Source organism: Mycolicibacterium sp. 624 (assembly GCF_040548615.1).
Classification (GTDB): Bacteria; Actinomycetota; Actinomycetes; order Mycobacteriales; family Mycobacteriaceae; genus Mycobacterium.
On record NZ_JBEPRZ010000006.1, the window covers coordinates 141,826 to 155,638 of the forward strand.

Consider the following 13,813-nt stretch of genomic DNA (forward strand, 5'->3'; position numbering starts at 1 on the left):
CCTATTGGCCTTGTGTACGAGCGTTCGACGCGATCATCGATGCGGCTTGCGTTACGTCGCATCGATGCGGTAGACAGAAATCGACCTCAAAAAGCGGTAATACCAATGGAGATGCAGTGGGAAGCTATGACATCGTCGCCCTCCCCGGTGACGGAATCGGCCTGGAGATCACGGACGTCGCTTTGGGCGTGCTCGACGAAGTCACGTCGATTGTGGCGGGACTCCAAGTGTCCGTGGACAGCCACGACGCCAGCGCCCGGCGCTGGGTGCAAACCGGCGAGGCGATGAGCCAGGACACGTTCGAGGCATGCAAGTCCGCGGACGCCATTCTCATGGGTGCCATCGGCCTTCCCGAGGCGCGGCATCCCGATGGTCGTGAAGTCAACGGCGATGTCATCTTCCGTCTGCGATTTGCGCTCGACCTGTTCGCCGGAATCCGCCCCGTCCGCAGCCTCCCCGGTGTCAAGCCGACGTTGGCGAGCTCAGCACCGATCGACTATGTCGTGGTCCGCGAGAACGTCGAGGGCCTGTACGCCTCGCGGACGGGTGGCACCAACGTGCGCAATGAGGTGGCGACCGACACGATCGTCATCACCGCCAACGGCACGCGCAAGGTCAGCGAGATTGCATTCGATCTGGCGCAGAAGCGAAATGGACGCCCCCTGGACGGGCGCCGGATGGTCACATGCGTCGACAAGGCGAACGTTCTCAGCTCCTACGCATTCTTCCGCAGCGTCTTTAACGAGGTAGCCGACAAGTACTCCGGCATCGATCGAGACCACGTCTACGTGGACGCCATGACGGCTTTTCAGGTCCAACGCGCTGACCACTTCGACGTCGTCGTCGCGGAGAACATGTTCGGTGACATCATCTCCGACTTGGCAGCGGCTACCGTTGGTGGACTCGGTCTGGCGGCCTCCGGCGACGTCGGTTACGACCATGGCATGTTCCAGCCGGCGCACGGTTCTGCCCCTGACATTGCCGGCAAGAACCTGGCCAACCCCACGGCGATGGTGTTGTCGACCGCGATGATGCTGGAGTGGATTGGCCAGCGGCACAACGACGCCGCGGCCCTCGAAGCGGCCAAGCGCATTGACGCAGCCACGCTGGCCGTGTTGGCCAAGGGTGAGACGGTCACTGCGGACCTCGGTGGCTCGGCCTCATGCAGCCAGATGGGTCGAGCCATCCGCGAGGCAGTTGCGATGGGTGTGTCGTGACCGTGCCACTCACAGAGACAGTGGCGTTGACAACCACCAGCCTGATTGACCATGTCGCCATCGCCGCTCACGACGCGGCGATGTCGGCCGAATGGTTCGAACGCACGCTGGGATTGCAGCGCCACCACGACGAGATCGTCGAAGACGCCGGCGTGCGGCTGATCTGGCTGGTCCCGTGCACGGGACAGCAGCCTTCGACTGCAGCCACCATGCAGATCGTGCAGCCGCTGCGAGACGGCCCGGTCGCTCACCACCTCGCCGAACGCGGCGAGGGCCTCCACCACGTCTGCTTTGCCGTTCCTGACCTGGCCGCCTCGCTGAGAGACGTTGGAGAGGACCCGAGCCAGATCTTCACAGGCGGGTACGGCAAGCCGTGTGCCTTCCTGAAGGCTGCACCGACTGGGTGCGCGATCGAGTTGGTGGAGCGCACGCCGTGAAGGCCGACCCCGCCCGCGTCGTGATCCTCGACGACGACCCGACCGGTACCCAAGGGGCTCACGGGGTCGACGTTCTGCTCACCGACGTCCGCGCTGGCCTGACTCGCTTCTCCGGCCAAGACCAGCGCGCCGTGTACATCCTGACCAACACCCGAGCCAAGACACCTGCCGAGACGACCGAGATAATCACCGACCTATCGACAACCATCCGCGACGTGCTAGGCGATGACACCCTGATCGTGCTCCGCGGCGACTCCACACTACGTGGGCACATCGCATTGGAGATGGAGCTGCTCGGGCTGTCCGACGCCGTCGGAATCGTGGTGCCGGCCTACCCGGCAGGCGGACGCACGACCTGCGGAGGAGTGCACTACGTCCGTGGATCAAATGGCGATCAGCCAGCGGCCGAGACCGAGTACGCGCGCGATCCCGTCTTCGGATACAGCAGTAGCCGCTTGACCGACTGGGCGGCCGAGGTCGGATTGAAAGGGCCGTTCGTATCGATCGACCTTCGGGCGCTTCGCGAAATTGGTTCCAACGCTGTCGCTTCGGCGCTCTTAGCGGCGCCGCTCGGTGCCGTTCTCCTGCCCGACGCCGACTGCGACGAAGACATCGCCGTGATCGCCGATGGCATTCAAGAAGCGCGCGCCACGGGCCTCAAGATCGTCGTTCGCGCCGCTGCACCGCTGGCGGCAGCGCTAGCCGGCACCTCCGCACGACAAGTCGTGGCACCTTCGGCTGATTCGGTCCTCGTGGCGTGTGGTTCACACACCGAGGGTGCGAACCGCCAACTGCACCAACTGCCGTGCCAGACGCGGTTCCTTCCTGCCGTAGACGAACTCATTGATCCGCATCACGATTCGTCCTCTGGCCTCAGCGATCTCGCCAAACAGCTACGGGCCGATCTCAGGGAGCATGGGATCGCCGTTGTAGCCAGTCCACGGCAACGCAGCACGCGCCACGGCGAACTCACACACGGAGCTGCTGTCATGGAGGCACTCGTCCGCGTCGTCGATGCCACGTCCGATGCCGCCGGTGCCGTCGTGACAAAAGGCGGAATAACCGGTGCCGAAATTGCGGCACGCGGATTGGGCGCCGATCGTGCCGAAGTGCTGGGCCAAGTCGTCACTGGCGTGTCCCTATGGCGACTTCACCGCCCCGGCAAGCCCGAGCTTCACCAAGTGGTCGTGCCTGGCAATGTCGGCGCCGACACCGTAATACTCGATGCCGTAAACGTATTCAGGAGCGACGGAACTCGCTACGGTCAAGATTCATCTGTCCGGCCGCGCGCCACCAAATGCTGACACGCGGGATGACGCTACTGCGCGCAGCGGCTGCAAATCGGACCGCTGTGGCCGGGTTCGTCGCGTACAACCTCGAAACCGCCCAAGGCATCATTGCTGCCGCTGAACGCACGAACTTGCCCGTCATCTTGCAGGCGGGTTCGAGCGCATTCAACTACGCGGGCAAAGCGCTAGCGGCCATGGCGCTCGACCTCGCAGGCCGAACAGACGCGCATGTCGGCGTTCATCTCGACCACGCACGCACCATCGACGAGGTTCAGGAATGTCTCGACCTCGGCTACACCTCGGTCATGTTCGACGGGTCGCATCTGCCCTTCGACGAAAATGTACGACTGACCGCCGAGGCAACGAGACGTGCGCACGACAGTGATGCTTGGATCGAGGGCGAACTCGGGGCAATTGCTGGCGATGAAGACGTATCGACCAACGCGTCGGGCGGATGTTTGACCCATCCATCGCAGGCTGCCGAATTTGTTCAGCGAACCAGCGTCGATGTACTCGCCGTTGCGGTTGGCAATGTCCACGGTTGGACCCCGAGCCCGCCCATTCTCGACCTCGACCTCCTCGCAAAGATCCAAAGCGAAGCGCGCGTGCCTTTGGCGCTACACGGGGCCAGTGGGCTACCTCGGGACACGCTCGTCGCATGCTTAGAGCGCGGAGTGGTCAAAGTTAACGTCAACACGGAGTTGCGACGCGCCTACTTGCGGGCCGTCGACGAATCAGTTGAGGCGTCCCTGCTCAACGATGACCTGGTGGCGCATCTGACAAGCGGCAGAGAAGCGGTCGCTGAGGCAGCAACGCGAATCCTGCTTGCATTACAGCGGATATAGTCGACAACTCCGGCAGGTGGGGTCACAACACAGTCCATTGCGGATTGTCCCGTGTCAACGGGCTTTCAGTTACGAGCACCAGGATGGGCTGTTCCGGGCTCCGAGCGGCCTACGCCATGAGCCGCGGGTATCGACATCAACATCAATTCCGTGAGCCAGCCGCGCAGCCGAGCTGCGCCACCTGCTGACGAATGGCAGGGCATGTCAGCAACCCCACCATCCGGCACGCGTGGCCGATCAGTCGTCGTCGTCGTCCCAGTGCTTGTTCCAGTGCCCGCGGCCATGGTGGCCGTCGCGCCAGTCCACCCAGCCGGGCGCTTCGACGCATGCGCTGGCATAGCCGTATGGGCCCGTCAGACACACCTCGGGACCTGCTGCGGCCGGAGCTGCACCGACGAAGCCCAATCCCAGCGGCACCGCCGCTGCGGCGACCCCCACGATAGCCTTCGTGGCTAGTTTGGAACGCATCACACTCAACCTCCGGTTCGTTGCCTGTTGCACCAAACCCCCCGGCCTAAGGCCACTGTAGTACGTTGCCTAGCTATACGAACAATCTGGTGCGTATCCGGGTGGCGCGTGAATTGCCCAGCAGCACTGAGACTTTCGTCGCACTGCGAAATGTCGTTCGTTGCTCAGCGCCGATTTCATCGGCGTTGCGCTGACAGCCATCACCCGGCGTTTGCACAGGTCCCGTGCGGTCTGCCGGTCGTGTCGACAGCGGGCTCTTGAGCGCCGGTCCTGGTTTGCTGGCGGATGGGCGTGTCGGCCGCGAGCTAACGCGACGGCATCGGCCGCACCAGCACCGACTGCTGAATGCCGCCGATCGCACCGTGGGCGTCGAACAGCGTGCCGAACGTGGTCCCGATGCCATCGGGCCCGTAGCTCGTCTCGGCCCGGATGCCGATCCACTCACCCTCGGGCACGCGGTGCACATGCACGACCAGGTCGGTGTTCATGAACGTCCAGCGCCGGATGTCGAGCTTGGTGCCGATGCCGTTCGCATCGTCGGCGACGGTGAACAGCCGCTGCAGCGGCGTCATCGTCTCGCCCTTCACGAGGTCCACGGTCGGCCGCAGCCAGGATTCGCCGGGCCCGTCGGCCAATGGCGTGGTGAGCCAGCGCCAGTCGATGCTGTGCACGTAGTTGCGGTCCCAATTCTTGGCCATATCGCGGCTCTTCGCCTGCGCCAGCGGCGCGAGTGCGGGCGCGGGCGCGTGTACGACCGCTGTGGTGTCGAGGGTGGACAGCCGCCAACCGCTTGCCTTCGCGACGGTCCGCGGTGCACCGTCGCGGTCAGGGGCGAGTAGTTCCGCACTGACCAGTTCGATCTGCCTGCCTGGACGGTCGACTTGAGCGCGCAACCACAGGTCACCCTCTGCGGGCACGCCGCCGACCAGGTCGATCATCACGCGGCTGAGCCTGGTGTCATCGCGCGGCGCGCAGCGTTCCAGCGCACGGACCAGCAGCGCCGATACGGGGGCACCGTGCTGTATCGAGGCATTCCACGTGCCGCGCACCAGGTCGGTCGCGCGGAAACGCTCGCCTGCGTCATCGGTGTCGACGAGTTCGTAATAGGAGTCAGACATCTTCAACTTTCCGTCAGTGCCCAATTCCCTCAGTGCCCAATGTCCTCAGTGCCCGAATCGACCCGGGGCGGGCACGTCGACCATCAGCGCGTCGACGCGTGACGCCTTGGTGCCGATCAGACGTTCGGGATACGCGTCGGTGCTGGACAGCAGGAACAGCGTGCGCCCTTCGGGACCGCCCAGGGCGCAGGCGATTGCGGTACGCCCCGCCATGTCGATGCGATCGGTCACGTTGCCGCCGTCGGTGATTCGCTCGAATTGGTGGGCCAGCGTCATGGCCGTCCACACCCCGCCCTCGCCGTCGATCGCCAGGCCGTCGGGCGGCCCGTCGAGGCCGTCGGCGAACACCCGTCGATCGACCAGCGCACCGTCGGTGGTGACCGTGAACGCGGTGAGTCGACGTCCCGTCGACTCGGCGACGACAAGCGTGTCGCCGTCCGGGGTGATGACCATGCCGTTGGGGAAGTCGAGGTCGTCTGCCACGACGGAGGAGGTGTCATCAGGGTCGATGCGGACGATGACACCCCCCTCTCGGGCCTGCGATCCCACGAAGGCGGCACCACGGGCGTCGATCACCATATCGCCGAGATTGGCGGGCACCAGGTCGCCCAGGTCGGCCAGCACGGTCACGTGGTCACCGTCGTAGCGGAGCACCTGACGATCCTCGGTGGAGACGATCAGCAGCGTTCCGTCGGGCCGGAAACCCAGCCCGGACGGCGCTCTGCCGGGTAGTTGCAGGGTGCTGGTCGCGCCGTTGAGGTCCACGGTGTGCACGGCCTCGCCGAGCATGTCCGAGAACCAGAGCAGGCCCTCGAACCACCGCGGTCCCTCACCAAAACAGAATCCATTGGCCAATGGCGTCGGGCTCATCCGACGTCGAACCGGCTGATCGACCGCGATGCTTTACAAAACACGCCACAAGTGTCACGCTCGCTGGGTGCCACTGTCAACTATCGGCGGTGTGCGCATGACGCTAAACGGAGGTTGTTGAACCGGCCATGCGGAAGTATCACAGCCACACGCTTCTGTACCTGCACGAGACCATCGCCCTGGGTTCCGGACGCAGCGATCAGTTCACCAAGGCGTTCGACGAGGTCTATCACCCGATGATGTCCGATCTCGGCGCGCGACTCTTCACGATCTGGGAGTCCACGCCCTACAACGGACACTGGCCGCAGGTCACCATCATCTGGGAGATCGACGCCTTCGCCGACTACGCGCGCATCGGTAAGGCCCAGGCGCGCGGCGGAAGTCACGCCGATGCCGCCACCACGTGGGCGACCTATCTCGCCGACACCGGCGCCACGGGCGAGGGGCGGATCATGTACGCCGCCCCGCAGAACAAGAACCTCGCCGAACTCAAGGCGGCCGATTTCAAGGCGGGACTGGTGATCCAGGAGATCATGCAGACCAAGCCAGGGCGCCAGGACGACTACATCAAGGAACTCGAACGGTTGTACGTGCCGTGGTCGGAGAGCACGGGCAAGCGCTGGCTGGGGTCCTTCACCACGACGTTCCGGTTCAACGAGGTGATCCACTACTGGGCGCTCGACGGGGACTGGGAGTGCTTCGAGAACCACTACCCGTCGTGGAAGGACCAGCCACCCGCCGAGATCGTCACGTGGATGAGGCTCGCGCCCGCTCTACGCGACGGCTGGGAGGACTCCATTCTCCAGGCCCTCCCGCCCTCGCCGCTGCAGTGAATGCCCAGATGAGATCAGAGGCGATGCAGGACTTCTCGTATGATCCATTCGATCCGGCGGTGATGGCCGACCCGTTTCCGCACTACCGTGTGCTGCGCGACCACCACCCGCTGTACTACGTCGAGAAATGGGACACCTACGCGGTGTCGCGTTTCGCCGACGTGTGGGATGTGTTGGAGATCAACGACGGAACCTTCGTGGCGTCGGAGGGCACCCTGCCTGCCGCGACGGTTCTGGCACACCACAACGACGGGCCGGTGCCCGATCCGCCGGTGCATCCGATGCCGTTTCACGCCAACTTCGACAACCCGATCTACGGTGGTGTCCGGGGCGCGCACTCGAAGCCGCTGCGGCCGCGCAACGTCGCGGGACTGGCTGACCGCATCCGTGAACTGGCCAACGAGCGCCTGGATGTCCTGCTGCCGCAGGGCAACTTCGACCTGACCCAGGACTACGGAGGCGTCGTCGCGGCCTCAATGGTGTGTCACCTGGTCGGTCTGCCTGACGAGCTGGCGCCCGATGTGCTGGCCACGGTGAACGCGGGCAGCCTCGCCAAACCGGGTGACGGTGTCAACACCGCCAATGCCCGGCCCGGTTATCTCGAGTACCTGACACCGATCGTCGTACGCCGACGCGCCGAGGGCGCCGACGGCAGCCAGCCGATCGTCGACGGCCTGATCAACTACCGGCTGCCGGACGGGTCGGCGCTCTCCGACACCGAGGCCGCCACGCAGATGCTCGGAGTGTTCATCGGTGGCACCGAGACCGTGCCCAAGATCGTCGCGCACGGTCTGTGGGAACTGTCGCAGCGTCCAGACCAGCTCGCCGCCGTGCGTGCCGATCTGGAGTCCAACGTGGCTGTCGCGCGCGAGGAGATGATCCGCTTCTGCGCACCCGCACAGTGGTTCGCCCGCACCGTGCGCGCCCCATTCACATTGCACGGCACCACGATCGAACCGGGTCAACGCATCATCACGCTGCTCGCGTCGGCCTCGCGCGACGAACGCGAGTACGCCGATCCCGACGAGTTCATCTGGAACCGGCCCATCGAGCGACTCCTGGCGTTCGGGCGAGGTCAGCACTTCTGCCTAGGTGTGCATCTGGCGCGGCTCGAGATCGGCATCCTGGTCGCCGAGTGGCTCAAGCGGGTGCCCGAGTTCCGCGTCGACACCGAGGCCGCGTGGCGTCCGCCGTCGAGTTTCCAGTGGGGCTGGAACAACATCCCCGTGACGGTCCAGACCGGAGGTCACTGAGCCGTGTGGTCGTACCGACTCATCGCGCCGTACACATTCGAACGGACCGAGCAGCCCGAGCCCTCGCCGGCGTCGCTGGCCGACGGGCAGGTGCTGCTGCAGTTCCTGGCCGCTGGTGTGTGCGGTAGTGACCTGCCGGGATTTCGCGGCACACAGGGCCGACTGCCCGGTGACACCGGCGCGTGTGCCGCCGGGATGCACGGATTCCCCGTCCACGAGATCGCGGGCGAGGTCGTGGCCAGCCGCCACCCCGAGCACACCCGCGGCGACCGCGTCGTGGGCTGGGCATCGGGTTTCGACGGCCTGATGGACCAGGTCGTCGCCGACGGCGAGGGATTGGTCCGCTACGAGCCCTCGCTCACACCGGAACTCGCGATCGGTCTGCAGCCGCTGGCCTGCGTGCTCTACGCGGTCGAGCAGCTGGGCGATCTCGCGGGCAGACACGTCGCCGTCATCGGACAGGGCTCAATCGGCCTGCTGTTCTCGTACGTGGCGAAAGCTGCGGGTGCTGCTCTGGTCACCGGTGTGGACCCCGTCGACCGCGAGACCCTCGGGCCGCGCTTCGGCGTCGACCGTGTCGTGCGCGCGACAAGTGACCGCTGGATCCGCCACCTCGATCCGGCCGAACGCCCTGACGTGGTCATCGAGGCCGTGGGCCACCAGGTCGCCACGCTCGGCCACGCCATTGAGGCAGCCGCGTTCGGCGGCACCGTCTTCTACTTCGGCGTGACCGACGATGACACCTATCCGATCAGCATGCGCACCATGCTGCGCAACAACCTGACCCTGAAATCTGGTGTGACACTGGAGCGTCGGCGCATGCTCACCGCGGCGTCGGCGTTCGCCGCCGCGCACCCCGACCTGTTGACGGAATACCTCACCCACACGTTCCGACTCGCCGACGTGCAGGCGGCGTTCGAGACCGCATGCCGGCCCACACCCGGCCGCGTGAAGATCGCGATCGTGCCATGACCGGCGGAAGGCTCATCGACTCGCTCGCTCAGCGCGCCCAGGTGTGGGGCGGTTGGGTGGTGGGTCCCACCATGACGGGACCCGAGGCCTTCGCGCAGACGGGCTATGACTACGTCGGATTCGACTGCCAACATGGATATCTCGATGACGCCGACGTCGCGCTGCTACTCAAGGGCACCGAGCACCTGCCGATCGCCACCGCCGTCCGGCTCCCGTCCACCGCCCCCGCGCCGATAGGCCGGGTGCTCGATGCGGGCGCCGACGCGATCATCATCGCCATGATCGAGACGCCGGAGCAGGCCGCAGAGGCGGTGGCCGCGACGCATTTCGCTCCGGCCGGCGTGCGCAGCTTCGGACCGCTGCGGGCCAGCCTCGGCCACGACATCGCCCATCTGCAGGATCGGGTGAGCGTGCACGTGATGATCGAGACCGCCCGCGGTGTGGCCGCCGTCGACGAGATCTGCGCGGTCCCAGGGCTTAGCGGTGTCTATGTCGGACCGGCCGACCTGGCCATCTCGATGGGCCACACCCTGGCTGACGCATGGCGGCACCCTGCGGTGCTTGACGCGATGGCGCACATCGTCTCCCGCGCCACCGCCGCAGGCTTGATCGCCGGCGTGCACGCAGGCGATGGCGCCATCGGCCGCACCGCTGCGGCGATGGGCTTCCGCGTCATCACCCTGGCCTCGGAGTCGCAGTCCCTGCGCCTGGGCGCCGCACGACATTTGGCCACCGCAACCGAGCACGCCGACGAATCGACGTCCAACGATGGGGGATACCACTGAACACCAGCGAGACCACAACCGACGCCAGGGTGGCCCTTGTCACGGGCGCGGCCCGCGGACAGGGCGCGGCGATCGTGGCCAGGCTGCGTGCCGATGGATTCCTGGTGGCCGCGTGCGACCGAAACGCCGACGAACTGCGCGAGACCACCGGATTCGGTGACGACGTCATTGCCGTGCCGCTCGACGTCACCTCCGAGGAGCAGTGGGATGTGGCCGTGCGCACCGCGGTGGCTCGCTTCGGCGGCCTGAGCACACTGGTGAACAACGCTGGCGTCCTGCACCGCGCATCGCTGTCCGAGGAGACCCCGGCCGGTTTCGAGGGCAGCTGGCGGGTCAACTGCCTCGGCCCCTTCCTCGGTATCCGCGCCACGCTGGCGCACCTGAGGCAGGCCCACGGTGCCGCGATCGTCAACACCTGCAGCACCGGGGCCGTTCGGCCGTTCCCCAACCACGCCGCCTACGGTTCGTCGAAATGGGCGCTGCGTGGGCTCACGCAGATCACCGCGGCCGAGCTGGCACCGTCCGGAATCCGAGTCAACGCAGTGCTTCCCGGCCCGATCGAGACCCCGATGCTCGACGAGAACACCCAGCGGCGGCTCACCGAGATGTCGACCGGTGGGCGGCTGGGAAAGCCCTTCGAGGTCGCCGACGCCGTGGCATTCCTGGTGTCGGACGCCGCATCGTTCATCACCGGCTCCGAACTCGTGGTCGACGGTGGCCAATCGCTGCGGATCGGATGACGGTATGTCCAAGGGGCCCTCGGTGGGCATCATCGGTGCAGGACCCGGCGGGTTGGCGTTGGGTATTTTCCTCAAGAGGGCGGGCCTCGAGAACTTCACCATCTTCGACCGCGAGGATGGCGTCGGCGGGACATGGCGCATCAACACCTATCCGGGTCTGGCCTGCGATGTGAAGTCGCACCTGTACTCGTTCTCCTTCGACCTGAACTCGGGCTGGTCGCGGTTGTGGTCGGGACAGGCCGAGATCCTGGAGTACTTCGAACGCTGCGCGCGGCGGCACCGGTTGGGGCCCCACCTGACGCTGAACACCGAGGTGACCTCGGCACGCTGGCAGGAGTCGTCAAGGACCTGGCGGTTGATGACCGCGACCGGCGAGGAGCACGTGTTCGACGTCGTGGTGTCCGCGGTCGGACTGTTCACCCAGCCGACGATGCCGACACTGCACGAGGAGGAGCCGTTCACCGGCACCGTGATGCACACCGCGCGCTGGGACCACGACGTCGACCTGACTGGCAAGGACGTCGCTGTGCTCGGAACGGGCTCCACCGCAGCACAACTGGTGCCCGAGGTCGTCAAGGTGGCCAGGAGTGTGTACTCCATCCAGAGGTCGCCGACGTGGGTCCTGCCCAAACCCGACCGCGAGTACACCGACCGGGAGAAGTGGCTTTTCGCCACGGTGCCGTTCGCCAAGCGTCTCTACCGCACCCGGTTGTGGCTGCGCAGCGAGTCCAACATCTCGGTGATCGAGCATGGCAGCGACAAGACCCACGAGTTCCGGTCGGCGGCTGCGGCGATGCTCGAGCGAACCGTCGTCGACACCGACCTGCGCAAGCGCCTCACGCCCGAGACGCCCATCGGCTGCAAGCGATTGGTGTTCTCGTCGGATTTCGTGCCCGCGCTCACGCAGCCGCACGTCGAGGTGGTGTCCAGCCCGGCGCGGGCACTGCGCGCCCGCTCGCTGGTGACTGAGGACGGCCGCGAACTCGACGTCGACGTCGTGGTGTGTGCGACCGGGTATGCCGCAGCGGACTACCTGGGCCAGATCGAGGTGACGGGGGAGGACGGCCAGACGCTGCACGACGCCTGGCGCGACGGCGCGTACGCCTATCTGGGCATGGCGGTCCCTGGTTTCCCCAACCTGTTCATGCTGTACGGGCCGAACACCAACGTCGGTTCCAACAGCGTCATCTTCATGCTCGAGGCGCAGGCGCGGTACGTCGTCAAGGCCCTGCGGCACATGCGGCGGCGTAGACGGTCCTACATCGCGGTGCGGGCGCAGACCATGGCCGACTTCATCGCTCGGATCGACGAGTGGATGGACGGCACTGTGTGGACGACGCGGTGCAGCAGTTACTTTCGGGCCGCCAACGGCCGTGTCGTCACCCAGTGGCCGCGCAGTGCGCGTGACTTCTGGGCGATGACGCGTCGATTCCGGGCCGGCGACTACACCTTCGAACCACCGACCGAGAGGCCCGATATCCACGTCGACGCCCATGCCGTGGCGGGCGGTGACGTGCCGTGACGGCGGATGCCGGGTCGGACGCCGACACGACGCACAGGCTGGCGCCCGCGCTGCGCCACCTGGTCGACGCGCGGGTGAACCTGGCCGCAGACCTGCTGCCCGCCGTGCGGGATTCGATCAACGAACGGCGGCAGGCCAGCGCAGCGGCCCTGGACACAGCTGGCGTGGATGTCACCGACGCCACCGCTCACGACGAGCGCGGGCGGGGAATCGGGATCCGCATCTATAGGGGTGTGATGACGCGAGCTCCCGCGGTGCTGTTCTGCCACTCCGGTGCGTTCGTGCTCGGCAACCTCGACATCGACCACCGTCAATGCGTCGAACTCGCCCGGCGGGCGGGCGCCACGGTGGTGTCGGTGGACTACCGGCTGGCTCCCGAGCATCCGCACCCGGCCGGGCTGGATGACGTGTTGGCGGTCCTGAAATGGATTGTGGCTGAATCAGATCATCTCGACATCGATCCGAGCCGACTCGCCGTCGCCGGCAGCAGTGCCGGCGGCGCACTCGCCGCGCTGCTTGCTCAGCTGGCGGCGGACGGTGACGCACCGCCCGTGCTGTTTCAACTTCTGCACCAGCCGGTCCTCGATGACCGGCCGACGCCGTCGAAGTTCGAGTTCGTCACCACGCCGGGTTTCGACGGGCCAGCCACATCGCAGATGTGGGACCACCTTGCGGGCGGTGAGGCCGTGCCCCCGTCGGCCGTGCCCGCGCGCCGTGACGAGTTCGCCGGGGTCGCGGACGCACTCATCACGTGTTCGGAACTCGACCCGCTGCGCGATGAGGCCGTCGACTACGCGCTGCGGCTGATGTGGGCCGGAGTCGGCACCGAGCTACACGTCTTTGCCGGCACGTGCCACGGGTTCGACTCGCTGCTGCCCGAGTGGGACGTCAGCCAGGCGCTTTTCGCGATGCAGGGGGAGGCACTGCGTCGGGCCCTGCACCCCGGGCCCTAAGCGGTTGCGGCCGAGTCGAGTTCGCGTGCGATGGCGGCGTGATACTTGTCGATGTTGGCCGGGTTGACGATCTTGAAGAAGCCGTCAGGCAGGGGAGCGTCCCGGTAGCCCTCGATGGTCATGGTCCGCGCGAACAGCGTTATGCCCTGCCCCGGCTGGGTGAACTGATACTTGACGGTGATCCGGCCCGGCATACCGCCGTTGCCCTCGCGGTCGTGGCCGAGCCGCCCCACCGAGTTGAACACCCACATCTTCGGGCGCATGGCGATCGCGAGGTGCCAGGTGAAGATGCGGTCGCCGTCCGGTCCCGCCTCGGTCCAGGTGTCGCCGACCTTCAGTGGCAGGTCGTTGGTGACGCTGCCGACGTGGGAACTGCCCGGGTAGGTCTTGGTCCAGTTCACCGGGTTGGTGACGAAGTCGTAGATCGTCTCCGGTGACTGGGTGAATGCGGTCTCCGAAGTGGTCGTGACGATTCCCACGTGCGCTGGCCTCTCGATGGTCGATGACTGTC

15 protein-coding genes are annotated in these 13,813 nt (G+C 66.2%); 11 read left to right on the top strand and 4 right to left on the bottom strand.

Annotation, left to right across the window (positions count from 1 at the left end; all coding sequences use genetic code 11):
* The first annotated feature begins 116 nt into the window (after positions 1 to 116).
* The 4 genes from ABIA65_RS23015 to ABIA65_RS23030 are packed head-to-tail and all read left to right on the top strand — an operon-like array spanning position 117 to position 3,788.
* Entirely contained in the window at positions 117 to 1,217 is a 1,101-nt protein-coding gene (locus ABIA65_RS23015; RefSeq protein WP_354525007.1) for an isocitrate/isopropylmalate dehydrogenase family protein, read from the top strand.
* Positions 1,214 to 1,654, top strand: a complete 441-nt coding sequence (locus tag ABIA65_RS23020) for a VOC family protein (RefSeq protein WP_354525008.1) — start codon at positions 1,214 to 1,216, stop codon at positions 1,652 to 1,654. Before ABIA65_RS23015 ends, ABIA65_RS23020 begins: the two co-directional genes overlap by 4 nt.
* A complete protein-coding gene (locus tag ABIA65_RS23025) occupies positions 1,651 to 2,958 on the top strand; it encodes a four-carbon acid sugar kinase family protein (RefSeq protein ID WP_354525009.1) in 1,308 nt (435 codons plus the stop codon). Before ABIA65_RS23020 ends, ABIA65_RS23025 begins: the two co-directional genes overlap by 4 nt.
* 8 nt (positions 2,959 to 2,966) lie before the next feature.
* On the top strand, positions 2,967 to 3,788 hold the full coding sequence (locus tag ABIA65_RS23030) for a class II fructose-bisphosphate aldolase (protein WP_354525010.1): 822 nt from the start codon (positions 2,967 to 2,969) through the stop codon (positions 3,786 to 3,788).
* A gap of 237 nt (positions 3,789 to 4,025) precedes the next feature.
* Here the strand turns inward: ABIA65_RS23030 and ABIA65_RS23035 are convergent, their stop codons facing one another.
* The 3 genes from ABIA65_RS23035 to ABIA65_RS23045 form a co-directional block, all read right to left on the bottom strand.
* The gene (locus ABIA65_RS23035) at positions 4,026 to 4,256 is read right to left on the bottom strand and encodes a hypothetical protein (RefSeq protein ID WP_241399711.1); all 231 of its coding nucleotides are present in this window, start codon (positions 4,254 to 4,256) and stop codon (positions 4,026 to 4,028) included.
* A gap of 305 nt (positions 4,257 to 4,561) precedes the next feature.
* Entirely contained in the window at positions 4,562 to 5,374 is an 813-nt protein-coding gene (locus ABIA65_RS23040) for a thioesterase family protein (protein WP_241399710.1), read from the bottom strand.
* Positions 5,375 to 5,419: 45 nt separating this feature from the next.
* On the bottom strand, positions 5,420 to 6,244 hold the full coding sequence (locus ABIA65_RS23045; protein ID WP_354525011.1) for an SMP-30/gluconolactonase/LRE family protein: 825 nt from the start codon (positions 6,242 to 6,244) through the stop codon (positions 5,420 to 5,422).
* Between the two features lie 128 nt (positions 6,245 to 6,372).
* Between ABIA65_RS23045 and ABIA65_RS23050 the strand changes: the two genes are divergently transcribed.
* Genes ABIA65_RS23050 through ABIA65_RS23080 form a run of 7 tightly spaced genes read left to right on the top strand, consistent with a single transcriptional unit; the run spans position 6,373 to position 13,302 of the window.
* Complete coding sequence (locus tag ABIA65_RS23050) at positions 6,373 to 7,077, top strand: NIPSNAP family protein (RefSeq protein WP_354525012.1); 705 nt, start codon at positions 6,373 to 6,375, stop codon at positions 7,075 to 7,077.
* 8 nt (positions 7,078 to 7,085) lie between these two features.
* Entirely contained in the window at positions 7,086 to 8,330 is a 1,245-nt protein-coding gene (locus ABIA65_RS23055; protein WP_354525013.1) for a cytochrome P450, read from the top strand.
* Between the two features lie 3 nt (positions 8,331 to 8,333).
* Positions 8,334 to 9,302, top strand: coding sequence for a zinc-binding dehydrogenase (locus ABIA65_RS23060; protein ID WP_354525014.1), 969 nt, complete (start codon positions 8,334 to 8,336; stop codon positions 9,300 to 9,302).
* Positions 9,299 to 10,087, top strand: coding sequence for an HpcH/HpaI aldolase family protein (locus ABIA65_RS23065; RefSeq protein WP_354525015.1), 789 nt, complete (start codon positions 9,299 to 9,301; stop codon positions 10,085 to 10,087). Before ABIA65_RS23060 ends, ABIA65_RS23065 begins: the two co-directional genes overlap by 4 nt.
* 29 nt (positions 10,088 to 10,116) lie before the next feature.
* Positions 10,117 to 10,827: an SDR family NAD(P)-dependent oxidoreductase gene (locus ABIA65_RS23070; RefSeq protein ID WP_354525016.1), complete on the top strand. Its 711-nt coding sequence runs from the start codon at positions 10,117 to 10,119 to the stop codon at positions 10,825 to 10,827.
* 4 nt (positions 10,828 to 10,831) lie between these two features.
* Complete coding sequence (locus ABIA65_RS23075; RefSeq protein ID WP_354525017.1) at positions 10,832 to 12,349, top strand: flavin-containing monooxygenase; 1,518 nt, start codon at positions 10,832 to 10,834, stop codon at positions 12,347 to 12,349.
* Positions 12,346 to 13,302, top strand: a complete 957-nt coding sequence (locus tag ABIA65_RS23080; RefSeq protein ID WP_354525018.1) for an alpha/beta hydrolase — start codon at positions 12,346 to 12,348, stop codon at positions 13,300 to 13,302. The genes ABIA65_RS23075 and ABIA65_RS23080 overlap by 4 nt, the downstream gene beginning before the upstream one ends.
* Here ABIA65_RS23080 and ABIA65_RS23085 read toward each other — a convergent pair.
* A complete protein-coding gene (locus ABIA65_RS23085; protein WP_354525019.1) occupies positions 13,299 to 13,781 on the bottom strand; it encodes an SRPBCC family protein in 483 nt (160 codons plus the stop codon). The two genes, ABIA65_RS23080 and ABIA65_RS23085, sit on opposite strands and share 4 nt — an antisense overlap.
* Between the last annotated feature and the right edge of the window lie 32 nt (positions 13,782 to 13,813).

Excerpts from the sequence above, each read along its gene's own strand:
- ABIA65_RS23035 (WP_241399711.1), bottom strand. The coding sequence starts at position 4,256 with ATGCGTTCCAAACTAGCCACGAAGGCTATCGTGGGGGTCGCCGCAGCG.
- ABIA65_RS23050 (WP_354525012.1), top strand. The coding sequence starts at position 6,373 with ATGCGGAAGTATCACAGCCACACGCTTCTGTACCTGCACGAGACCATC.
- ABIA65_RS23040 (WP_241399710.1), bottom strand. The coding sequence starts at position 5,374 with ATGTCTGACTCCTATTACGAACTCGTCGACACCGATGACGCAGGCGAG.
- ABIA65_RS23075 (WP_354525017.1), top strand. The coding sequence starts at position 10,832 with ATGTCCAAGGGGCCCTCGGTGGGCATCATCGGTGCAGGACCCGGCGGG.
- ABIA65_RS23045 (WP_354525011.1), bottom strand. The coding sequence starts at position 6,244 with ATGAGCCCGACGCCATTGGCCAATGGATTCTGTTTTGGTGAGGGACCG.
- ABIA65_RS23065 (WP_354525015.1), top strand. The coding sequence starts at position 9,299 with ATGACCGGCGGAAGGCTCATCGACTCGCTCGCTCAGCGCGCCCAGGTG.
- ABIA65_RS23030 (WP_354525010.1), top strand. The coding sequence starts at position 2,967 with ATGACGCTACTGCGCGCAGCGGCTGCAAATCGGACCGCTGTGGCCGGG.
- ABIA65_RS23055 (WP_354525013.1), top strand. The coding sequence starts at position 7,086 with ATGAGATCAGAGGCGATGCAGGACTTCTCGTATGATCCATTCGATCCG.